Consider the following 23284-nt stretch of genomic DNA (forward strand, 5'->3'; position numbering starts at 1 on the left):
CTAGTTTAACACAACAAAGCACTCTAGGCGACGATGTTTCGCCTAGAGTGCTAGGTGCATGAGCTCTGATCTGGTTATGATTAGATAAGCGTCATTGCCCAGGAAATGAGAGGCGTGCGGCGTGCGGGGCGAGTTAACGTCGTATAACAACGTTAACTGCCATTTTCACGCCTCAAGGCGCGGCAGACGTTAGGTTAACGTTCCCGCCTCACAGCCCGCCTGCTCACTCGCAAGAGACGCCGTTAATGTAATACGCATTTTCCGCATACGTCGTAAAAGCAACCTCTGCCTCCGCGATCCCCAGCTCAAGCACATGCTTGGTAATCGAGCGGGCAACCTTGTCACGGACTTCCTGTCCTCTTTCAAACCATGCTACTTCAACGAAGGGATACGCCGCAACAATTTTCCCCGCGAACACCGCGGTATGCTGCACGCACTCCAACGTAAAATTGTCCGTCCCACAGCCACAAATATCCGCCAGTTCCCCGACCAGAGAATCACTGATCGCGCAAACCTGTTCCACCGTTAAACCTCTAACTGAAATTCTTGGCACGTTACTCCCCCTCTTTCTTCCTCACATGAAGCCAACTTACGGATGCGTGTTGACACTCGTAATAATGCGCTTCAACTGCTCGTTGAACGTCGCTATCTCTTCCAGATTCAAGCCGCTGGATGTCAATAACGCTTGTGGGATGCACAGCGCCTTCTCATAGATCGCTAGCCCAGCCTCAGTAATCCGAATCACGACGACCCGCTCGTCTGCAGCCGACCGCTGCCGCACGATTAGCTGCTGGCTCTCCATTCGTTTGAGCATTGGCGTCAGCGTGCCGGAATCCAGATCCAGCTTCTCGCTAAGCGCTTTGACCGTACTTTCTTTTTCCTCCCACAAAACAAGTAATACCAAATACTGCGGATAAGTTAAGCCCAGCTCTTCCAAAAAAGGGCGGTACATCCGCGTAATCGCACGCGAACAGGCGTAAAGGCTGAAGCAAAGCTGATTATCAAGCTTTAAAAATTCATTGCTGCTCATACAAGTATGCCTCCCTTCCTGCTTCCGTATCTCTTCCAATTTAGTTTGTGAACAACCTTTTTGTTTCAAATGTATATGAAAACTTACCCGATGTCAATGCGCCTCATCCGAACAAAAAAAACTGCCAGACGCCTCACAAAGAGACGTCTGGCAGTATTAAGGCATAGCCAGCTTACCCATCAGCGTCGGGCGCTCCGCCCCTGTTGCTGACGGCAGATTGTTCGGCACGCCATGAATCCAATCATTGCCCAACAGCGCGAACAGAATCGCTTCCTTGGCGTCGCTGGAAAAGCCGAAATCATCAGACGTGCTTACCGTCTGCTCAGGCAGCAGCTCGCGCAGCATGCGCATCAGCTCCTGATTATGCGCGCCCCCGCCGCTCACGATCACTTCCGCGATCCCGCAATGCGGAAACACATAATGGCGATAGGAGCCGGCGATGGAATGCGCCGTAAAAGCAGTCGCCGTCGCGACGATATCTTCCGGCGGCAGCCCATGCCGCGCAGCTTCCGCTAGCCAGGCGGCGGCGTAAGCTTTTCCAAACAGCTCCCGTCCCGTTGTTTTCGGCGGAAGCTGCTCAAAATACGGATGCGCCAGCATCGCGCGCAGCAGCTCTTCATGCACCTGCCCCGTGGCGGCCCATGCGCCGTTCGCGTCATACGTGAGCTTACCTCCGGAAAGCTCATAAACCACCTGATCGATGACCATATTCCCCGGTCCCGTATCAAAAGCGATAAGCCGCCCGGCATCGGCCGCACTTAAACCGCCAGGAATCGCCGTGCAGTTGCCGATGCCGCCGATATTTTGCAGGATGCGCCCTTTGACCGCATCGCGGAACAGAATCAAGTCCCCGTAAGGAGCAAGCGGGGCGCCTTGACCCCCGACCGCCATATCGGCGGTGCGGAAATCGCCGACAACCGGCCGGCCGGTCCGCTTGGCTAGAACGGACAAATCCCCGATCTGCAGTGTCGACTTCGGCAGAAACGCATCCGCTTCATCGGCAACTGGGATATGCCAAACCGTCTGCCCGTGGGTGCTGATCAGATCGACATCTTCCATGTTCATCCCGGCGGCAGCCACCGTCTTAAATACGGCATCGGCAAAGCGCTCGGCAATGGCAAAATTCATCCCGCACAGCAGCGCCACGTTGGATTGATCGAGCGAGCACAGCTGCTTGAGCCGCTCCCGTAGCTGTGCGTCATAGCCGAAGCTCTCAAAATGAAGCAGCTTCACTGAGGCCTCGAAACCACAGCCATCGATTCTCACAATGGCGACATCAATGCCGTCCAGCGATGTGCCTGACATGAGGCCTGCAACAATCAAAGATTGGCGTTCCAGCAGCTCCCTCAGCATCATCGTCCCGACTCCCATCTCCAGCCAGCGGGATAGTCCGGGCCCAGCGTCACCGGCAAGCGGCCCTGGAACGGCAGCTCACCCAGCAGGCAGCGCGCCGTGCTGGCCAGCGCGAGCGGCCGGCTTTCATAGGCCGCGATGAATGTGGAGGCGTCCGGCAGCTCCAGCAAATCGTACGGCACGCGCAGCGCCACGACGACCAGCGGCTTGCCGAGCGCTTGCAGGTCGCGCACCAGCTCGACCTGCGCCGGATGGAATCGGGCGTTGTACGTCCCGATGACGATCTGCTCCGCGGCCTGCGCATCCGCCAGCACCGCATCGCGGTGCTGCGCCAGCTCCTGCAGCGGAAGCACGCGATCGAGCACGTTGAGGCCGTGCTCAGCCAGCGCAGCGCCCAAGCTCGCGGGTCCCGCATACGATTCGTCGACGCCCGACGAAACGGCAGCGGCCACTGTGACCGCGAGTGTGCGTACCGGCTTCAGCGGCAGCAGCGACTGCTCGTCCTTGACGAGCGTGATGCTCGCCTCGCTGAGGCGCTGAGCGACCGCGCTGTGCTCCGCGGTCCCTACAGCAGCTGCACCGCCCGCCGCCTGCGGTGCCAACAAGCCGCGCCGCTCCTTCAGCGCGAGCAAGCGCTTGACCGAAGCATCGATGCGCGCTTCGGTCAAGCGGCCTTCGCGCACAGCGCGCTCAATCGCCTCGATCGCCCCGATTTGGCGATCGAGACGATGGCTGATCAACACCAGGTCAGCCCCGGCTTCCACAGCCATCACGGCCGCTTCGACCGTGCCGTAATGCTCGGAGATCGCATTCATCTCCATGCAATCAGTCATGATCACGCCTTGATAGCCAAGTTCCTCGCGCAGCAGGCCCGTCAAGACGGACCTTGACAGCGTTACCGGAAGCTTCTCGGGCTCCAAGGCCGGGAAATAAATATGCGAAGACATGATCGCATCGACGCCGTTCTCGATGACCGCGATGAACGGTACCAGCTCGACAGCGCGAATCCGTGCCTCATCATGCGTAATCGTCGGCAAATCCAGATGCGAATCCACGTTCGTATCACCATGCCCTGGAAAATGCTTTGCGGTCGCCACAACGTTCGCATCCTGGAAGCCCTGCATAGCCTTCACTCCGTAGCTGGCCACCAGCTCCGGCGATTCGCCGAAGGAGCGCACGCCGATCACCGGATTGTCAGGGTTATTGTTGACATCCAAATCGGGCGCGAAATTCAAATTGATCCCGAGGTGGCGAAGTTCTGTGCCGGAAATGAGCGCAGCGTCGTAAGCAGCTTGCGGTCCTTCCGTACCGGCGGCCAGCGCCATCTGACCCGGCATCAAAGCTACGCCTTCCGTAATGCGGGCCACCATGCCGCCCTCTTGATCGATGGATACCCATAACGGCAAGGTGCCGGAACCAGCCGCAATCTCCTGCAAACGCTGTGATAATGCAGCAACCTGCTTCGTATTCGCGACATTGCGGGCAAAATAAATCACACCCCCGATCTGATGCTCAGCGATCAAAGCTTCGAGCTCAGCTGTCGGCTCCGTGCCAAAAAAACCGCAGAGCAGCAATTGGCCGATTTTTTCTTTCAGCGACATCGTCTTCAAGTCTTTCATTTCCCCATCTCTCCTCCCAGGCAAGCTTATTCCAGCCCGCCCACAGCCTTCATCCGCTCAAGCGCCATATAGAGCGCGCCGTGTGCAGCGTCATTTTTTGCGGTATAGCACGCCATATCCGGGTACCAATTTCTGAACTTATCCATAAAAGCGTTGCGGATATAAGTGTTGTTCAACAGCACGCTCCCTGCCATCGCCAAGTTCCCGTGCTGCATCGACAACTTGTCAACGACAGGAACGACCAACTCGAACAACGACCTTGCACTTTGGTTTACGATAGCCAAAGCAGCCTCATCGCCAGAAGCACAAGCCTCGGATAAGATCGGCGCCAGTGCCGCAATATCCTTCTTATTCGTGTTTTTGTCATAAACGAAACCGATAATTTGCTGAACTGTATCCACCTGCAATTGCTCGTAAACCAGGCGTGTGATGACCGTTTCCGACATCCGTCCGTCATGCGCCCGCACGACTGTAGCGAGCAGATCACGGCCAATGCTGTAGCCGCTGCCTTCATCATCGATGAGATAGCCGTAGCCGCCGCAGCGGTACGTTTCCCCGTTCTCCTGCTTGCCGTAGCAGATAGAGCCCGTTCCCGCGATCAGAATCACGCCGACGTTGCCTTCATGTGCGCCATAAAGCGCAGTTTCCTGATCGCCGGTGACGAACAGGCCTCCCGCGAAACCGCTGTCGCGGACGCAGCTTGCCAGGCGCTCCTTGACACTTGGATTGCTGACACCTGCAGCTCCGATACAAACCTGCGCGCAATGCTCCAGTCCGCCGCACACATCAGCAATCGTGGCAAAAATCTCACGCAAGCTGGCGCGAACGCTCGCCTCGTCTTGACCGTTCAAGTTAATCGCGCCGGAGGTGAAGGTATGCACCACTTGCCCATATTCACTCGCTATCGTCACTGCGGTCTTCGTGCCGCCGCCGTCCAAACCAGCTGCATATTTCATTGGATCAACTCCTTAATACAAGTGGTACCGCTGTTTCCTGCGGGCAAATGCAGCGCTTTCTTCGCGGAACCGCTCCAGCAGCGCCGGCACATCCACCCGCTCCTCACGATATAGATTATCCCCGCCTAATAAATCGATAAACGGCCTGGAGCCTTCCCTTACCGGAGGCAGGAACGAGAATTGCTCATAGTTTTCTTTAATCGTATACATCAAAGTCACACCTGTCTCCAACGGCCGGACAGCGCGGATATCCTGCACATGGATCTGCACCCCTGCGCACAGCTCTCCCTGGAACTTGGAAAACGACGGTTTAAAATAAACCGGCCTAAACACAACGCCAGGCAGCTTCTTGCCATTCATCTCGTCAGCCAGCTTGTAGGCATCGATGAAGGGAGCGCCTATGATTTCAAAAGGTGCCGTCGTCCCTCTGCCCTCGGAAAGATTCGTGCCTTCGATCAGGCATGTGCCTGGATAGAGCAGCGCCGAATCAAAGCGCGGCAGGCCCAGCGACGGCATAATCCACGTCCGCCCGGTGTCCGGGAACAGCATACTTCGCTCCCAGCCTTCGCAGGGCACGACATGCAGCTTGGCGTTCCACTGCATTTCGTCATTGGCCATCGTCGCGACTTCCCCTGCTGTCAGTCCATAACGGACGCTAAGCGGGTAATTGCCGACGAACGACTGGTAGCCTTCTTTTAACACATTGCCTTCCACCGTCACGCCGTCCATCGGGTTCAAGCGGTCCAGCACCACGAATTCCTTGCCCGCTTTGGCACAATCCTCCAACGCATAAAGCATCGTATATATAAATGTATAATAGCGTGTTCCTACATCTTGAATATCATAAACGACAACGTCTACCTCATCGAGCATCTCAGCCGTCAGCCTTTTCGAATCTTTGCGGTACAGGCTGTACACCGGCACCTGTGTCATCGGGTCCAAGTACGTATCGACAAAAGCGCCGGCCGCTTGATCGCCCCGTACCCCATGCTCCGGGGAAAAGAGCGCGACCAGATTGAACTGTTCATGCAAAATTTGAATCGTCGAGACAAAATCACGATTCAAGCCCGTCGGCGCTGTGATTAGCCCCAGGCGTTTGCCTTTGAATAAGTGGGCGTAGCGCCCCAGATTATCGATACCGTTGCGGATCATTGCGGCTTCCCCTCCAAATAGACGCTGGATTGACAAAACCTCTATCCAGGCCATCTCAAGGATGAATGGCCGCGTTTAGAGGCTGTCCGTTTTTTTACACTAATTCACTTTTCAGAACACGCATCGTTTCTGCCGGTACCATGAACGTCTGCGCATATTCTTTTCTCGCTTCAATCCCGCGAACCCGCATCAGATGCTTATAGTACTCCAGATAAGGGAACGATTTGCTGCCGGTGACGAACCAATGGGTAGAGACCGCTTTCACCCACAGGTCAAAAGCTTCCTGATTAAAGTCTACATATATATAGGGCTTGTAATCAACAGCATCTTCCCAGTTCTCGGCATAATACAGCTTAGCGGCAAAATGCGCTGGCTTCTCACGCTCAAATGTCGGCAGCGCCGCATAAAAGCGGGCATCGTTGACAATCCGGTGCGTGGTCATATGATCTTTGTGCATACTATTTTTAAAATGGGTAATAATGACGTCCGGTTTCACTTCACGAATCACATCGCATACGCGGAAGCGCATCTCATCGTTATCCTGCAGCTCGCCGTCAGGAATCTCAAAGACGATGGATTCGCCGCCGAGCATTTCGGCAAACGCTTTGCCTTCCTGCACCTTCTGCTCGCGGTACTCCTGCATATCTCTGCCTGCAGGCACGCCCCGTTCGCCGGCTGTCAACGCCAGCGTCACAATGCGGTCTCCTTTCAGAGAGTGGCTCGCCATTACGCCGCCTGCCGTTAATTCCACATCGCCGACATGACCGCCGATACCTAAAATCGTCAACTTCTTCTCGCTCATTGGGCAAGCTCCTTCCTCATGACAGAAAAATGTTTCACCGTGCGAAACCCTGCTTTTTCATAAATACGGATTGCCGGATTGGTCATCCCGGTATAAAGCGACATATATGAAGTGCCGATTTCCCGGAACGCTTCACACAGCTTAAAGAATAAAATGCTGCCGAGACCATGCCCCTCATGCTCGGGATGCACGCCGATCCCGGCAAAATAACCGCGGCCGTTCGCCTGGTGAATCACAGGACCGGCAAAGCCGACGACCTGGCCATGCAAGGCCGCGACGACAACGGGAACACCCGTTTGGGTCGACTGCCCGATCTCCTGCTGCCACAGCGGATTGTTCAGCGCCTCGAGCATCTCTGCTACTGCGTGATGCTTCGCTGCATCAAATAGCTCCACCGTGTATCCGCCAGCCGCTGCCTTACTTTCCTTGGCCTTCATATCCGCCGGAATCGTGAACCCTTCAAGCAGCAAGTACATCGCGCACTGTTTCGTCCGTTCCATATATCCCGCTTGTAGAAGAAACTTATAGACTGCGCTATCGACCGGCAACCCTGGCGCATTATTATGCTCATGCTGCGGCGTATCCGGGATATACCACGGCAGCCTCATCGGATTGAAAAACAGCACATCCGCTTGCTGTTTGCCTAACAGTTTGAAACGCTGCTCCAATGCATCCAGCAAACGCATGTAGTTGCCGTCTGTTTGGCTGCTGCCAGCCAGCACCATACAGGTGATGTAACCCGCCTGTGCTCCTAGCGGAAGATCATCTCCTGTGCAGCCGCAGGCGAAACCTTTCACAACATTTTCTTCCAGTAAAAGGAAAGTATTCTGAGCATCAAAATACGGATTCAGCCTGAATATGTCGTCAAAGCTTTGTTCCGTCAACTCTTTGTACCCGTCCTTAACAGCCTCTTCATTCCACAAAGCAATAACTGCCTGCTTATAGCGATCATCCCAAGTGACGATCATCACCGCACACCCCCAGCTTCGCTTAAATTATCCCTTCACCGCACCCACAGTAACGCCTTCCAGGAAGTATCTTTGCAAGCTGAAGAACAGAATGAACATCGGCAGCGCAGAGATCGTAGCCCCTGCCATCATAGGCGCGATATATGTGGTATTGGCGAAGCGGAAATTTTTCAAACCGACCTGAATCGTCTGCATTTCCGTAGAATTCGTGACTAGCAAAGGCCAGAAGAATGTGTTCCAGCTATCCATGAACGTCAGAATCGCCATAACGGCGAGCACCGTTTTGGACAGAGGCAAAATCACTCTCCAATAAATTTGAAATTGGTTGGCACCTTCGATTTTGGCGCTTTCCAGCACTTCATTCGGAATGCTGCTCATAAATTGCTTGGCAAGAAAAATGTTATAAACCGTGACAAGGCTTGGCGCAATAAGCGCTGTATACGTGTCCTGCAGCGAGAAGACATTGACAATCAACACGTACAAAGGAACTTGTGTCACTTGATACGGAATCATCATTGAGACGAGCAGAATGGCAAACAGCACGCCTCTGCCTTTAAACGTAAGCTTGGAAAACGCATATCCCGCCATGCTGGCGAAAATCACGTTCGAGACCATGACCGAAGTCGCGACAATCAGCGAGTTCAAGATCCAACGGTACGAATACTCACTGAAATCGAAAAAGTATTTATAGGAAGCAAACGTAATTTTCGATGGGAAAATGGAGTAGCTGACCGCGCCTGCTTCAACCGGATCGCCAAGTGAAGAGATCACCATGAAATAAATAGGAAATATCGTGGCCAAAGCAAAAAGCAGAAGGGCGATAAAAATGATCGCATTTCTCGTTGTTTTCACTCTGGGTCTTCCGTCGTGATTGCTGTATAACGCCATTTGTTATCCCCCTCTCTTAATACTCGACATCTTTGCCTGCATATTTGAACTGCACAACCGAGATCACTGCGATAATGACAGCCAGAATCAACGATTGCGCCGCGGCTTTGCCAAAGTCAAAGTACGTAAACGCATTATTGAAGATGAGCAAACCGACCATGGTTGTTGCGTTATCCGGGCCGCCGCCAGTCATCAAGTATGCGTTCTGGAACACTTGGAACGAGCCGATGACACCAGTAACCAGAAGGAACAACGTAGCTGGCTTCAAAGATGGAACGACGATGTACCACAATTTCTGGAAAAAGTTAGCGCCGTCAAGATCAGCCGCTTCATAGAAGGTATCATCGATGCCAAGCAAGCCGGCCAAGTAAATGATAATGCTCGTGCCGTGACTGGACAACCAGGACATCAGCACCAAGGAAAACATCGCCGTCTTACCGGAACCGAGCCAGTTCTGATTCTCGATGCCGAACAGAGCGATAAGCTGATTCAAAATCCCGCCTTTCATCGGATCGAAGATCCACAGCCAGACGACGGACAAAGCAACGCCGGAAGCGACGACCGGCAAATAGTAAATCCCTTTGAAGAAGGACTGCGTTTTCTTGCGCAGCGGTAAAATCAAGATGGCAATGACCATCGACAAGATCAGGTTGACCGGAACAGTCAGAATCGTATAGACAACAGTATTGCGCAAAGCTTTCCAGAATAAAGCGTCTTTGAACGTATTGACGTAATTGTCGAATCCGATGTACGTCGAACCAAGCGGCTTATAATCTTGAAGGCTGATGAGAAAAGCACTTACGACGGGGTAGGCTGTAAACATGGCGAATACGACAAGTGCAACAGCAATAAATGCGTATCCCCAGGCTCCCTCACCCCTGATTTTCCTTCTCTTCATCGGTTTCGCGATATCAGCCATGAGTGAACCCCCTTCCAGAACCTCTGATTAAAATAGTTTCGGATAGTCGTGCAGCGATCACCACGACTATCCGAAGGCAATGAATTCTTCTTAATCTTTTACAATTCCGTTCTCGCCGAATGCTTGGATCGCAGCGGCTTTCACAGCGTCATACATTTGCTGAGGCGTTACTTCGCCGGCAATCAGGCCTTGGAACTTAGGAACGATAACTTCCGTTTCCAGCTTGATAGCTTTCGCAGACAATTCTGTAGGAATGTCGGAGCGAGCCGGCGTTGCATTTTTCAGCATGTTGTCAACAGCCGCGACGTTGTCCGGATTTCTGTCAATTTTCATGCTTTCCGCTTCTTTTTTAGCCGACTTCGTAATGTGTGCCGCGAACAAATCGTTGTTCGTTGTTGCTGCCACTTTGCCGCTTGCCAAGAAGTAAGCTGCTTTGACGACGTTGGCTTTGTGCTCAGTAGTCGGCTCTTTTTTGCCGCGGAATGTCATGTATCCGTCAACAACCGTAGCGGACGAAGCTTTCGCGCCTTGGAACGTTGGAGCTGGAAGCACCACGTAGTCAACCGGGATGCTGTCTTTCACCGCGCTTGCGTCTTTAGCGGCAAGCTTGGCATTGTTGGCTTTCGCGGAGTTCTCGAATACCGCCAAGCCTTTACCTGTGATCATCGTTTGACCAGTCAGGAACATATTCCAGCGTTTGCCGGCATCGACGGAGCTAAGCTCTTTCGGCATGGAGCCGTCGTCGATCAATTGACGAAGATCTTTGAGCAAGCCCAGGTAGTTCTTGCTTGTGTACGCATATTTCATATCGCTCGTAAACGGATATGGCATACCTGCGTTTTTCGCCATAATGCCCAGGTAGTCAACAGCAGCTACACCTTTCACTGCGAATACGAAGCCATAACGGGTTTTACCATTTTCTGTAACTACGCCTTTTTTGATCGCATCGCGGAATTCATCGTAAGTCCAGCCGTTTTGCTGTACTTTCTTCCAGTCGATACCGGCTTTCTCCAAGTACTCTTTGTTGCCGCCCAGTGCGTGAACTTCCATGTAAGCCGGGAAGCCGTAGAGTCCTTTGCCGTTTTTCATGTAATCCAGAGGCGCTTTATCATAATCGTTAATCATGTCTGGCGTTGCCGCATCCGTAATATCCATCAAGAGACCTTGCTGGATGTACTTCGGAATGCCGTCAGAGCCGCCGAACGCGATATCCGGAGGGCTGCCTGCGTTCACTTGCGTATCCAGCTTCTGCTTCACATCTTCCCAGCTCGCCGGTTCGATCTTCAACGTCAAGTTCGGATACAAAGCATTGAAGTCTTTCGCCATTTGGTCGAAGTTCTTTTGGTAGTTCGGCGAAACCGGCGGCAGCAAAGCCGTAATGGTATCTTTCGCTGTGGAATTCGCTGCGCCCGCACTCGCTGCAGGGGAAGCTGCTCCTGTCTTACCGGTGTCGGATTTCGAACCGCAAGCCGTTAACGATGTTGCAGCCAACGTTAAAGCCAAAACCGATGCAAAAACGTGCATTTTCTTTTTCATTCGAAGACCTCCTAGATATGATAGGGTTGCGCAAAATCCAAATTACACGACTTTGCTGTTACTGCGCAGAGCGGCTTTCAAACTACCTTTGGATTGGGCCAGTGCCTGCTCGGCTTCCTGTGCATCCAGTCCGCTTTTGATCATCATAATCGCCAGTTTGCAATTCTTGGAGGCACGCTCCAAAGCTTCCTTGGCCGTCGCTTCATCCACACCCGTCGCCGAGCGGATAATGCGTACGGAACGATCCAGCAATTTGATGTTGCTCGCTTTCATATCGACCATCAGGTTGTTGTACGTCTTGCCTAGTTTTACCATCGTACTGGTCGATAGCATATTCAGAACCAGCTTCTGTGCTGTCCCCGCTTTCAAACGGGTCGATCCTGTAATGACTTCCGGCCCAACCACTGGGGCAATACACACATCACTTACATGCTCTAGCTTGGAGTTCTTGTTGTTCACAACGCCGATTGTTGCAGCGCCGCGCCGTTTGGCTTCTTGCAGGGCAGCGATTACGAATTGAGCGCTTCCACTGGCTGTAATGCCAACGACCACATCCTGATTCGTCACGCCGCAGCGTTCAATCAGGGCGATCCCTTCCTCCCCACTATCTTCAAAACCTTCTACAGCTGTACGCAGTGCTCCGTCTCCCCCGGCAATATGACCTTGAACCATGTTCGGGTCAGTACCGAAAGTAGGAGGACATTCTGAAGCATCGAGCACGCCGAGTCTGCCAGAAGTTCCAGCTCCTACATAGAACATTCTGCCTCCCGTGCTTAGCGACTGATACAACAATTCAACCGCTTTCACAATTTGCGGAATTTCAGCAGCTACCGCTTTCGGTACCAAAGCGTCCTGCTCATTCATGAGGCGCAGCATTTCTTCTGTGGTACATTCATCTATCATCAGTGTCTTTTGGTTAATCTCTTCCGTGGTTAGCCCTGACAGATACTCATCCATAGCTATCCTCCTATCCTGTGTAGTATTCCTAATCCATGGTTTAATATTAACGAAAAGTTTCAGAAGGGTCAATACTTTTTGAAATTTTATTTTATGATAAAATTAACATTTGATTTTTTATTTCTAAATCCGACAAAAAAAGACACCACGGTTGTTCAGGCATAACCGAGTGTCTTCCTACTATTTTCGCTGTTTGCTGGCGAGGATATCATGGGTTTTGGTCAAATATTTCTTCACTTTCTTATACTCAGCACTGGCCACACCCGCGAACAAAATATCAATAACAGTCAACATCGCAATGCGCGATCCCATCGCTCCGCTGCGAATTGTAACCTCCGGTGTCGAAATACTTAACACAATATTCGCCTGCTCGGCGAGCGCGCTTTTGTTATATTTGGTAATGGCGATTAGGCAAGCGCCGTTCTTCTTGGCGATCTCCAGCGCATCCAGAATCTCAGCCGTGTTACCGGAGTTCGAGATAAAGATGGCGACGTCGTTCTTCTCCAGCAGCGTCGCGGCTGTCAGCTGGCTGTGACCGTCCGTATAGGTGTGGCACATCTTATTAATGCGCGAAAACTTCTGCTCCGCATCGATGCCGACGAGACCCGATGCCCCAACACCGAAAAAAACGATACGGTTGCTCTCGCGCAGCACTTGCACAGCACGCTCGATCTCACGCTTATCGATAACACTAAGCGTGTCCTCGATCGATTTCATATTGTTGCGGGATATATTCGATATGATCGTATGCAGATCATCACCTGGCTGAATGTCCGTATATTGATCCTTTTGCTCTTCATCCATAGAGCCAATAGAAGCCGAAATGCTGACGATGAAATTCCGGTAGCCTTTGTAGCCCATCGTCTTGCAGAACCGCAGCACAGAGGCGTCGCTTGTCTTCGTCAACTGAGCCAAACTCTTAATCGATAGGTGAGGAATTTCTTCAAGGTTGTCCAGCACATAATCGGCCACCAGCTTCTCAACGGGGGTTAGGCTGTCCTTCATATCTCTAATTTTAATTAAAATGTTATCGTTAATGGACATACGTTCATTCCTTTGCCGTCTTCGTTTTCAAAATTACTTTTAGTGTAATGTTTCGCACACACAAGTTCAATGGCTTCATATTGCTGTTTTTCAGAAATTTTATTTCAAAATAAATATCAACCCTGAAATTTTACTTCATTTTATAATGAGCATGAAATTATTGCAAGGGTAAATAAGTTGGATTTTGCTGCAGCTCTGGAAAAAAGGCGAAAAAGGGGCTATCCCCGTTAAAAAGCTTGGGACAGCCCCTATATATTATTTCGTCTAACGCGTTTCTTCTATCATATGTTCACAGAGGAAGTCGACAATGTGTACGGCTTTCATCCGGTCCGACATGTGCTCGCGCTCAATGCCCAGCTTCATCTGCAGCAGACAGCCCGGATTGCTGGTAAGCAAATAATGCGCCTGTGTTTCCTTCACATGCTCCATCTTATGGTCGAGAATGTCCATCGACATCTCCGGTTGAACCAGATTGTAGATCCCCGCCGAGCCGCAGCAGCGGTCCGCACCACGCAGCTCAACCAGCTTCGCTCCATCGATCCGCTTCATTAAATCGCGCGGCGCATTGCCGGCTTTCATGACGTTGCGCAGATGGCACGAATCCTGGTACGTCACGGTGACCTGATCCGCGCCGGCAACCGTTTCCGCAGCAGCGAATTTCGGGATGTTGCCTCTTTCAATCAGCATCTGGCTGATGTCCTTCACGTTCCCGGCAAATTGCAGCGCAGCTTCGGCGTACTCCGGATCGTCATGCAGCAGATGGCCGTATTCCACGAGCAGCGCGCCGCAGCCGCCGGCGTTGGAAATGATATAATCGACGCCTGCGCTACGGAACGCGTCGATATTGCTGCGAGCCAGGGCACGCGCCTGGTCGAGCTCTCCGCTGTGCGCATGCAGGGCGCCGCAGCAATTTTGCGTGTCCGGAATGACCACATCGAATCCGGCTTCCGACAGCAGTTTGACCGTGTTCTTATTCGTCTCGGTAAACAGCACATCCATGATACAGCCGCGGAACATGCCGACTGTAGCAATCGGCTTCTTGCCGCCTTTGGCCGGCACGTAGGTGCCCAGCTGCTCGACCACGCCTTTGGACGAGGCCTCGGGCAAGATGCGCTCCATCTGGCTCATCGAATCCGGCAGGATGCCCATGAGGCCTGACTTTTGCAGCAAGCCCTGAATGCCCGAGCGCTGATACAACCGGAGTGCTGAGCCCAGCAGGCGCATTCTGCGCTGGTTCGGGAACAGCTGGCCGAACGCAACTTTGCGGATCGGCTTGATCCACCAGCGGTGATCCTTATGCTTCTCGATCGCATCCCGCGTCTGCTCCAGCAGATGGCCGTATTTCACATCGGCCGGACAGACCGGTTCGCAAGCCCGGCAGCCAAGACAGAGATCCATCTGCTGCTGGAAAGATTCGTCCGGCACCATCAGATCGTCAACTACGGCCTTCATCAAGGCCAGGCGCCCGCGTGGGGAAGCCGCTTCGATGCCTGTTTCTTTGAACGTCGGGCAGGACGGCTGACAGAAGCCGCAGCGGATACAGTTGCTCAGTTCATCGTAATTCAACGTCAGCTTCAAGCGTTCAGCCAATGGATTCGGGCTGATTGAGGCCAACTGAGGTTTAATCGAAGTTGCTTGACTCATCGCTGTACCACCAGCCTTTTGCGGGACTCTTTGGCGAAAATTTTGCCGGGGTTCATAATGTTGTTCGGATCAAACGCGCGCTTGATGTTTTTCATCAGCTCAATGCCCGCTTCGCCAACCTTCCACTCCAAATAAGGCGCCTTCATCATTCCGACGCCATGCTCTCCCGTAATCGTGCCGCCCAATCGGATCGCCGCATCAAAAATCTCCTCGAACGCCTGCTCCACCCGATGAATCTCATCGTGGTCGCGTGCGTCCGTCGTGCAGGTTGGATGCAGGTTGCCGTCGCCTGCGTGGCCGAATGTGCAGATTTGCACGTTATATTTTTTGGCAATTTGATTAATCTCTTTGACCATATCCGCGATTTTCGAACGCGGCACCGTCGCATCCTCGAGAATCGTCGTCGGACGAATCCGTGCAAGCGTGGACAGGGCGCTCCGGCGTGCCATCATCAGCTTCTCCGCTTCCTGTGCGCTGCCGGCAATCTTCACCTCAGCCGCTCCCTGTTCATGGCAAATACGCTTGATCGCTTCAATATCCTGCTCAATCGTCGCCATATCATTGCCATCCTGTTCAATCAATAACACCGCTTCCATATCCAGCGGCAGGCCGATCTTGTTGAATGCTTCGACGACGCGCAGCGTCGGATTATCAATAAATTCCAGCGTCGCCGGAATAATCTGATTGCCGATGATCGCAGATACCGTGTTGGCCGCAGCATTCATATCCTTATACATCGCCAGCATCGTCTTCTTATATTTAGGAGCCGGCAGCAGCTTCACGATCGCTTCGGTGATGATTGCAAGCGTACCCTCGGAGCCGACGAGCAGCTTCGTCAAATCATAACCGGCGACATCTTTGTACAGCTTGCCGCCTGTGCGAATGATTTCGCCTGACGGCAGCACAGCTTCAAGGCCGATCACATAATCTTTGGTCGTGCCGTACTTCAGCCCGCGCAGTCCACCCGCGCACTCCATGATGTTCCCGCCAAGCGTAGAAATAACCATGCTGCTGGGATCCGGCGGGTAAAATAAACCAAGGCTCTCGACAGCCAAATGGAACTCTTTGGTATTGAGTCCAGGCTGAAACGTCGCGGTAAGATTCTCCTGATCAATCTCGATGAGCTTATTCATCCGGTTCATGACCATCACGATGCCGCCTTCGGTCGCTACAGTCCCGCCGCATAGATTGCTGCCGGCGCCGCGGCCGACAATCGGAATCCGGTGCTCGTTGGCAACTTTCAGAATAGCCGCCACTTCTTCGCGCGTGCTTGGATAAATAACGCCGTCAGGCAAGTTTTGCACCATCGGGGTGGCATCGTAGGAATGGGTAACTAAAGCTTCGGGATCATCTTTGAACCAGTTGTCTCCGACAATTTGCCGAAGCTGCAGGCGGATGGATTCAGCTAACATGGGAATGCTCCTTTCAAAATAAACAGACTCACTCTCTTCTGGTAAAAATCTTCTGCAAAAACTCTTCTGGTGAACAGGTCATCTGATGACTTTTCAACCATTATATCGTATGATTGAATAGATGTATATGGTCTGATCAATGATTCCGGAGGTTCACACATGACGTCATCTTTTCCATCCGCCAAACCCCAAAAAGGATCGGACATCGTTCTCGAACAGCTCAAAAAACGCATCGAATCCGGTGAGTACAGCCCTGGCTACCGCTTGCCCTCTGTCGTCGACTTGGCAAGCGGCTTCAATGTCGGCCGTTCTACCATCCGTGAAGCACTCAGCGCTTTGAAAGCGATGGGCTGGCTCGATATCCGCCACGGTGAAGGCACTTTTGTCAGTGATGTGCTTCCTTCTGCGGAAGTGCAGCCGGAATCGGCTGGATTTTTTCATAGCAAAGAATCGTTCCAGGAAATACTCGAGATCCGCAAATACATAGAATCTGGCTGCGCCTCCCTCGCCTCCATGCGCCGGACTGCAGAAGATTTGGAGCAGCTTCAGATGACGCTGAACCTTATGCAGGAAGTGCTGGAGGACGAAAAAGCGTCCGAGGCCGCAGACGTACAGTTCCACCAGCTGATTGCACGCGCCTCGCACAATTCCCTGTTCATTCAGATGATGGATAGTTTGACCAAAAGAATGCAGGAGAGCATGGGCGATTCGCGCCGCCTGTGGTTTTTCTCCGAGCTGGCCTCGGGCCAGCAGCTCCTGGAGGAGCACACCGGCATCTTCGAAGCGATCCGCGACCATGACGAGACGCTCGCGTCGGCACGGATGATGCAGCATCTCGTCAAGGTCGAGTCGGTGCTGGGGAAGATGATGCCGCCTCGTGAAACACGGTAGCGGTGGGGAGGAGCGGCAGGTTTGGCGGGACGACGGGCGGCGAGCAGACTATCTGGCGGGACGACAGGCGGGGAGAAGCTAATGCGTAGGCTCGGACTGCGGTAGTGCAGCAAGCCTGGCAGAACGACGGGCGGGGCGAAGCTAATGCGGAGGGCAGGCGGCGGTGAGCAAAATGCCAGCGATGCGTAGGCTCGGACTCCGTTAGTGCAGCAAGCCTGGCGGGACGGCGGGCGGGGCGAAGCTAATGCGGAGGGCAGGCGGCGCTGAGCAAAATGCCAGCGATGCGTAGGCTCGGACTCCGGTAGTACGCTGTAGTCCTACTTTGCCCAACTACAGACAGCCAAAAGTAGCCTTCCACCATTGTAGTCAGGTTTTGCCCAATTAGAAGCCCTTTTTCGGAGCCAATGCGAAAGAGTGCGCTCCAGTCAGGCAAAATCGGGCTACTGCAACTCAGCAGCCACTTCTTTCGAATTTAGTTCGGCAAATTCGGACTCAAGCTACTTAACATCCATTCACAGCACTACCACCATCCACTCTCTTCAACGCAAATTAAACTCCGCAAAAGCAAACTATATCTAGCTACTCAACGCCCTTTCGAGGCAAATTCCACTTAAGCACTAAGTAATCATGCAACGCAAAAAAGGCCGCTCTACCGAAGTAGCCAGCCCTCACCCATCCTCGCCCCAGCGTCCACAATCACACCGCTTCCCGCTACTCCCGCTGCACCATCTCGCCAAACTCCGCGTACATCCGCTCCTCCGCCGGCAGCGTCTCCGCGACGATCCGTCCGCGGCTTACGACGTACCGGCACGCCGGCTGCTGCCGCACGAGATCCATCGCATCGCTGCCGGGCAGCAAAACAAAGCTAGCGGGATTCCCCACCGTTACGCCAAAGCCTTCAAGCTGCAGCGTCCGGGCAGCGCGCTCCGTGACCATGCGCACAAGCTCCGCTACTTCCGCCCGGCCCGTCATGTGGGCCAGGTGGGCCGCCATGTGGCAAGCTTGCAGCATATTGCCGGTGCCGAACGGGTAGAACGGCGTCCGGATATCATCATGCGCAATGCTGACATTAACGCCAGCTTGCCACAGCTCTCGGATGCGCGCAATGCCGCGCCCTTTGGGATAGCTGTCAAAGCGGCCCTGCATCGCGCTGTTGATAAGCGGGCAGCAGACGACGTGGATGCCCGCCTGCACAAGCAAACCGAGCACCTTCTGAAAGTAGGGCTCGCTGTAATACGCCGACGCGCTCGCATGCGCCGCCGTCACACGACCTCGCATCCCGGTGCGGATCGCCAGATGCGCGACGGCCTCCAAGAAGCGCGAGTGACCATCGTCAATCTCGTCGCAAAAAACATGCACCAGGCTGCCGTACCGCTCAGCCAGCCTGAAGCAAACCTCCAGCGAGGCGAGTCCCTCCTCGCGGGTCATCTCCAGATGCGGGATAGCGCCGACCCCATCCGCGCCAAGCCACAGCGCTTCCTCGAGGCGCTGCTCATTATCCGGGCATGCACGGATGCCGTCTTGCGGGAACGCAATGACCTGTACGTGCATGTACGGCTTGACGCGCTCGCGGAGCGTGAGCAGTGCGCGCAGCGCGGTCAGCTTCGGATCGGAGATGTCCGCCTGGGTTCTCACATGGAGAACACCCTGCTGCATCAGCATCCGAAGCACCCGCTCCGCGCGCGCCAGCACGTCGGCCTCGGTGAGCGCTTGCTTGCGCTTGTGCCAGAGCCCGATGCCTTCGAAGAGCGTTCCGCTCTCGTTCCAGGCGGGCTCGCCGGCTGTGAGCACCGTGTCCAGATGAATATGGGACTCGACAAAAGGCGGAAGCAGGACATGCCCGCTTCCGTCAATCTCTTTCAACCCGCTCCCCGCCGGTACCAAGCCGAGGGCGACGATTTCACCGGCGTGAACACCGATATCCAACGCTTCCTGCCGTTCCAGCAAACGGACATTACGTACAACGAGATCCAACATCTGAACTCACCTCTCCCGAGTTTGACAACCACCGTGCGGCAGGCGCCATGTAGCAGGTGCCATGCGACTCCAAACGCAAGCGCCGATAGTCACATGTTCCATTATTTCCCATCAGTTATCCTTCTTCATCTCAGACTCGTGCCACGAGCTCAGCATCCACTTCGCAAAAGCATTTACTAATAGAAAGAACAAAATGCCAAGCGCCGAGGCGGATAGCCCGCAAGCGAACAAGTAGGGCGTTTTCAAGCGGGCCGCCGCATACGTAATCGCATACCCCAAGCCGCCGTTACCGCCACCGATCCCGGCAATATACTCCCCGACAATAGCGCCTACGACCGACAGGGTACAGGAAATTTTCAGTCCGGCGACGATATACGGCAAGGCAGCCGGAATGCGCAGCTTCCACATCGTTTGCAGCGAATTGGCATTATAGAGGTAGAAAAGATTGCTCATGTTTTGATCCGTGGAGTTCAGACCAATCAGTGTATTGGACAGCATCGGGAAAAATCCGATCAAAAATGCAATGATGACAATCGCATTCATGCCGGCGTCAAACCAGATCACAATCAGCGGCGCAATCGCCACAATCGGGATCGTCTGCAAAATAATGGCGTACGGGTAAACACCTTTTTCAATCCATTTGGACATCGCCAGCAAAATCGCACCGGACACCCCGAGAATGATGCTGAGAAAAAAGCCCAGCACCGCTTCCAGCGTCGTCGTGGAGACGGCCATCCAAAGCCCGCCGGCATTTTCGATAGCAGCCATAACGATATCGGACGGTTTGGGCAGCAAATAGACCGGCGCCTTCAGCAAGTAAGCGATAAACTCCCAGCCCCCGATGAACACCACGAAAGCCACGAGCGGCGGGGCCACATGCTTCATGAAATGCAGAAATGCGCGCCCCGGCGATGCACCTTCCTCCAGCCGGCTGGCCCAAGCCGCCCGTTCACGAGCAGGGAAAATTTCGTCCGGCAGCATTTGTACATAATTCGAGTCAACAGCCATCCTGATTCGCTCCTTTCGTCCATTCGTTCCAGCGATCAATCACACGCGATCAATCGTTTTTATAGATGATTTTACCGGGATTCAGCAGCCCTTTGGGGTCATTTGAACGCTTCTTGCGCTCCATACTGCCCACTTCGCCCCGGCCTCCGTTATCCAGCACCCACGTATGCGGATCAAAAATCCTCACGCCGATCGATTCGCAATAAGCGATGATCTCATACAGCCGTTCTTCACTCTGATAACGCACCAACGGCAGCGCAGTAGGCACCAAGGCGCCGCCGCCCCGCACCCATTCAAAGTGCAGCAGCACTTCATCGCCATACTGCTCTTTCAGCAGCTGGATCTGCTCCATGTACCTGTCAAGCTTAAATCCCGCTTGCAGATACGTCATCGCCGGCTCGCTCTTCATCGCCCACAGGGTCGTATGGTTCCACGTAAAGTCGGAGACACCGACCGTTTTCCGGTATTTGTCCGCGGGGATGATATGCCCCAAGTGTCCGCCAAAAATTTGTGCCAAGGCTTCTACCCGCTCCAGCGATGAGGCTTCAAATTCAAGCATGACAGCAGCACTATCCGGCTTGATCACTTTGGCAAACGGAATAAAATAAGCCGGAATCGGCCACTCCATCGGTGAAATCAGCCGCTTTGGAATCGAATCCCGGAGCGCCAGCGCCTCGCCGAAACGCATCGCTTGCTCAAGCGAAACAAATTGAGCGATCGCTTGCATCCATTCGGTCCGCGGGGACAGCGGGATCGTCACTTCCGTAAGAACGCCTGTGGTGCCATAATTATGGATGTAATTGAACAGCTCCTTGCCGCTGACGACCAGTCGCCGAGGTGTTTCTTCCATAGTATAGATCACAGCCTCGAGCACGTTGCCATCCCATAAATTTCCATACGTAATTGAACCGATGCCACCCGACCCACCGCTGACAAAACCGCCCACCGTCGCTTTCACATAGGTGCTCGGATAAATGCGGATTTCTTGCCCGGCTTCGCGCGCTTTTTTATCGATCGTCGCCAGACGGACGCCGCACTGCAGCCGGGCAAAGCCGTCGCCGATCTCTACAATCTGATCCATCCGGCTCAGATCCAACACGATGCCCTGCTGCAGCGGGACAGCCTGGCCGTAGTTACCGGTGCCCGCACCGCGTACGGTAACCGGAATGTGATGCCGGTAGCCGAAGGCCAAGATCTCAGCCACTTCCGCTTCATTGCGCGGAAGCGCTATGGCATCCGCTGCTTGGTTATGCTTGAGCCTGCTATCCAGCACAGGAGAGTACCAATAATAGTCCTTCGAAAGCTTTTCTCTCGTATCTGCATCCAAGGCGATGATCTCGCTGCCGAGCAGATCCTGCATTTCCTTTTCCCAGCTCATTTGAACAGCCATTATCTTTCCTCCTCAGCGGATTAGTGCTCCAACGCAGCCGACACCTCGCGCACAAGCTCGCCGAATTGCGCATTCGTCCGAAAACTCTCATCGCGGGGATACGGCACCGGAATGTTGACTGTGGCGGCGATTTTGCCCGGGCGCGGCGTCATGACAACCACACTTGTGGAGAGAAAGACAGACTCGAAGACGTTATGTGTGACAAAAAGGATCGTCATTTCCGGGTTTTGCTGCCAAATGTTGAGCAGCTCCATCTGCAGTGTCTGGCGGGTAATTTCGTCCAGCGCGCCGAAAGGTTCATCCATCAGCAGCAGCTTCGGCCTGGAGATGAGCGCCCTAGCGATGGATACGCGCATTTTCATCCCGCCGGACAGCTGTCTCGGCAGCACCTTCATATAATCTTTCAGGCCGACCAGCTCGAGCACGCGCTCCGCTTCGGCCTTTTGCGTCTTTTTGTCAACTCCGCGAAGCTCCAGCGGCAGCCTGACGTTCGCTTCCACAGTAGACCAAGGCAGCAGCGTATGATCTTGAAACACGAAGGCGATATCGCTTTGCTTGCGCGCTTCCTTGGGCGTCGTGCCGAATACGTCGAGATCGCCTTTGCTGGGCTGGCTGAGGCCGGTAATCAGTTTGAAAATAGTCGATTTTCCGCAGCCTGACGGACCGACGAAGCATAAAAACTCACCTTCGCGAATCGTTAAATTCACGTCCTGCAGCGCGACCGTGCCGTTCGGATAAGTTTTCGATAAATGCTCCATGCGGACGAAAGCCATTTTGTCCAAAACCTCGTCCTTGTGCCCTCCTGATTTGCCGACCAATGAGAAGTCGATGCTCATAGCCTCATCTCCCGTTCCGCATTTTTAACGATTCCATCTCAAACTTGGCAAACGCCAGCAGCGCCTCTGCAATATCCGCACCATACCGCTTGATCATCGCACGGCCCTTCGCCACCGTCGCTTTCGTTGCGTCCCCTGATATGCCGGAATCGGACAGGTCATCCATCACCCAGGCAAAACCGCGCGATCGCAACTGTAAATACCGGGAGTCCGGATAGTCCGGAAACTCTGTCGGGGCCAGCTTCATGTGCACCCAGTCCGGCACAGCCGACAGGACCAGCGACGTCTCCGTATCCCCCGCATGGATGCCAAACTGCTTCTCCTGCGGCGTAATCCATTCGTCGGCGGAGCCCAGGCCGCCCGGGTCGAGGCGAAACACCGCCATGCCCGTGTCGATGCGGATCTCCCGTGCCATCATGCTCAGCAAATCCGCATTGCCGCCATGGGTGCTGACGAGCGCCAGCTTGACAAACCCGCTTCGCTGCAGGCTCTTGGCAATGTCCATGACGACCGCCATCAAGGTCGTGGCCGACAGCGAGATCGTGCCCGGATGGCCAAGGTGCTCAGTGCTTTTCCCGTACGGCATAGCCGGCAGCAGCCAAATATTCGCATCATCGGGAAGCTGTTCGAACGCCTCCGTCAGCACCAGCTCAGCGATGAGCGTATCCGTAAACACCGGCATATGCGGTCCATGCTGCTCGATGGCGCCAACGGGCAGGACGATCAACGCATCTTGCTTCGATAGCTCAGTGACCTCCACCTTGCTTAACCGGGGAAAAAAGCATTCGTTCCATGCTTTGCCAGCTTGGGTATATCGTATATATGACAAGCCCGTCACCCCCTATTGAGTTTGTGTACCACCCTATGAAAAAAGATCCTGCCGCACGAACAAGTCGGGTGTT

Annotated in this window: 21 protein-coding genes; 1 reads left to right on the forward strand and 20 read right to left on the reverse strand. The window is 53.9% G+C overall.

Annotation, left to right across the window (positions count from 1 at the left end; all coding sequences use genetic code 11):
- Window positions 1-223: 223 nt before the first annotated feature.
- The 15 genes from O9139_RS18805 to O9139_RS18875 all read right to left on the reverse strand — a co-directional run bounded on the left by O9139_RS18805 (window position 224) and on the right by O9139_RS18875 (window position 16280).
- The gene (locus O9139_RS18805; RefSeq protein WP_270881005.1) at window positions 224-553 is read right to left on the reverse strand and encodes a DUF1904 family protein; all 330 of its coding nucleotides are present in this window, start codon (window positions 551-553) and stop codon (window positions 224-226) included.
- 36 nt (window positions 554-589) lie between these two features.
- Window positions 590-1030, reverse strand: coding sequence for a MarR family winged helix-turn-helix transcriptional regulator (locus tag O9139_RS18810; RefSeq protein ID WP_270881006.1), 441 nt, complete (start codon window positions 1028-1030; stop codon window positions 590-592).
- A 156-nt stretch (window positions 1031-1186) separates the two neighbouring features.
- Entirely contained in the window at window positions 1187-2386 is a 1200-nt protein-coding gene (locus O9139_RS18815) for an anhydro-N-acetylmuramic acid kinase (protein WP_270881007.1), read from the reverse strand.
- The gene (gene nagZ, locus O9139_RS18820; protein WP_270881008.1) at window positions 2383-4002 is read right to left on the reverse strand and encodes a beta-N-acetylhexosaminidase; all 1620 of its coding nucleotides are present in this window, start codon (window positions 4000-4002) and stop codon (window positions 2383-2385) included. The genes O9139_RS18815 and nagZ overlap by 4 nt, the downstream gene beginning before the upstream one ends.
- A gap of 26 nt (window positions 4003-4028) precedes the next feature.
- Window positions 4029-4958 carry an N-acetylglucosamine kinase gene (locus O9139_RS18825; RefSeq protein ID WP_270881009.1) on the reverse strand — a complete coding sequence of 310 codons (930 nt, stop codon included), beginning with the start codon at window positions 4956-4958 and terminating at the stop codon, window positions 4029-4031.
- Between the two features lie 12 nt (window positions 4959-4970).
- Entirely contained in the window at window positions 4971-6110 is a 1140-nt protein-coding gene (locus O9139_RS18830) for an exo-beta-N-acetylmuramidase NamZ family protein (RefSeq protein ID WP_270881010.1), read from the reverse strand.
- Window positions 6111-6204: 94 nt separating this feature from the next.
- Window positions 6205-6912 (reverse strand): PIG-L deacetylase family protein, encoded by a 708-nt coding sequence (locus O9139_RS18835; RefSeq protein ID WP_270881011.1) that lies wholly within the window; start codon window positions 6910-6912, stop codon window positions 6205-6207.
- Window positions 6909-7880 carry a GNAT family N-acetyltransferase gene (locus O9139_RS18840; RefSeq protein ID WP_270881012.1) on the reverse strand — a complete coding sequence of 324 codons (972 nt, stop codon included), beginning with the start codon at window positions 7878-7880 and terminating at the stop codon, window positions 6909-6911. Before O9139_RS18840 ends, O9139_RS18835 begins: the two co-directional genes overlap by 4 nt.
- Before the next feature lie 27 nt (window positions 7881-7907).
- On the reverse strand, window positions 7908-8768 hold the full coding sequence (locus tag O9139_RS18845) for a carbohydrate ABC transporter permease (RefSeq protein ID WP_270881013.1): 861 nt from the start codon (window positions 8766-8768) through the stop codon (window positions 7908-7910).
- Between the two features lie 16 nt (window positions 8769-8784).
- Window positions 8785-9687, reverse strand: a complete 903-nt coding sequence (locus O9139_RS18850) for a carbohydrate ABC transporter permease (RefSeq protein ID WP_270881014.1) — start codon at window positions 9685-9687, stop codon at window positions 8785-8787.
- Between the two features lie 90 nt (window positions 9688-9777).
- A complete protein-coding gene (locus tag O9139_RS18855) occupies window positions 9778-11223 on the reverse strand; it encodes an ABC transporter substrate-binding protein (protein ID WP_270881015.1) in 1446 nt (481 codons plus the stop codon).
- Between the two features lie 42 nt (window positions 11224-11265).
- The gene (murQ, locus tag O9139_RS18860; RefSeq protein WP_270881016.1) at window positions 11266-12180 is read right to left on the reverse strand and encodes an N-acetylmuramic acid 6-phosphate etherase; all 915 of its coding nucleotides are present in this window, start codon (window positions 12178-12180) and stop codon (window positions 11266-11268) included.
- A gap of 180 nt (window positions 12181-12360) precedes the next feature.
- A complete protein-coding gene (locus O9139_RS18865; protein ID WP_270881017.1) occupies window positions 12361-13224 on the reverse strand; it encodes a MurR/RpiR family transcriptional regulator in 864 nt (287 codons plus the stop codon).
- A gap of 264 nt (window positions 13225-13488) precedes the next feature.
- On the reverse strand, window positions 13489-14868 hold the full coding sequence (locus tag O9139_RS18870; RefSeq protein ID WP_270881018.1) for a (Fe-S)-binding protein: 1380 nt from the start codon (window positions 14866-14868) through the stop codon (window positions 13489-13491).
- Window positions 14865-16280, reverse strand: coding sequence for an FAD-binding oxidoreductase (locus tag O9139_RS18875; protein WP_270881019.1), 1416 nt, complete (start codon window positions 16278-16280; stop codon window positions 14865-14867). The genes O9139_RS18870 and O9139_RS18875 overlap by 4 nt, the downstream gene beginning before the upstream one ends.
- 159 nt (window positions 16281-16439) lie before the next feature.
- Between O9139_RS18875 and O9139_RS18880 the strand changes: the two genes are divergently transcribed.
- Window positions 16440-17171: a FadR/GntR family transcriptional regulator gene (locus tag O9139_RS18880; protein ID WP_270881020.1), complete on the forward strand. Its 732-nt coding sequence runs from the start codon at window positions 16440-16442 to the stop codon at window positions 17169-17171.
- 711 nt (window positions 17172-17882) lie between these two features.
- Here the strand turns inward: O9139_RS18880 and O9139_RS18885 are convergent.
- The 5 genes from O9139_RS18885 to O9139_RS18905 form a co-directional block, all read right to left on the reverse strand.
- Window positions 17883-19148, reverse strand: a complete 1266-nt coding sequence (locus O9139_RS18885; RefSeq protein WP_270881021.1) for an amidohydrolase family protein — start codon at window positions 19146-19148, stop codon at window positions 17883-17885.
- A 111-nt stretch (window positions 19149-19259) separates the two neighbouring features.
- Window positions 19260-20156 carry an ABC transporter permease gene (locus O9139_RS18890; protein WP_270881022.1) on the reverse strand — a complete coding sequence of 299 codons (897 nt, stop codon included), beginning with the start codon at window positions 20154-20156 and terminating at the stop codon, window positions 19260-19262.
- Between the two features lie 49 nt (window positions 20157-20205).
- Window positions 20206-21546 (reverse strand): FAD-binding oxidoreductase, encoded by a 1341-nt coding sequence (locus O9139_RS18895; RefSeq protein ID WP_270881023.1) that lies wholly within the window; start codon window positions 21544-21546, stop codon window positions 20206-20208.
- A 20-nt stretch (window positions 21547-21566) separates the two neighbouring features.
- Window positions 21567-22319, reverse strand: coding sequence for an ABC transporter ATP-binding protein (locus O9139_RS18900; protein ID WP_270881081.1), 753 nt, complete (start codon window positions 22317-22319; stop codon window positions 21567-21569).
- 67 nt (window positions 22320-22386) lie between these two features.
- Entirely contained in the window at window positions 22387-23211 is an 825-nt protein-coding gene (locus O9139_RS18905) for a creatininase family protein (protein ID WP_270881024.1), read from the reverse strand.
- Between the last annotated feature and the right edge of the window lie 73 nt (window positions 23212-23284).

The organism is Paenibacillus aestuarii, assembly GCF_027789125.1.
GTDB lineage: Bacteria > Bacillota > Bacilli > Paenibacillales > NBRC-103111 > Paenibacillus_E > Paenibacillus_E aestuarii.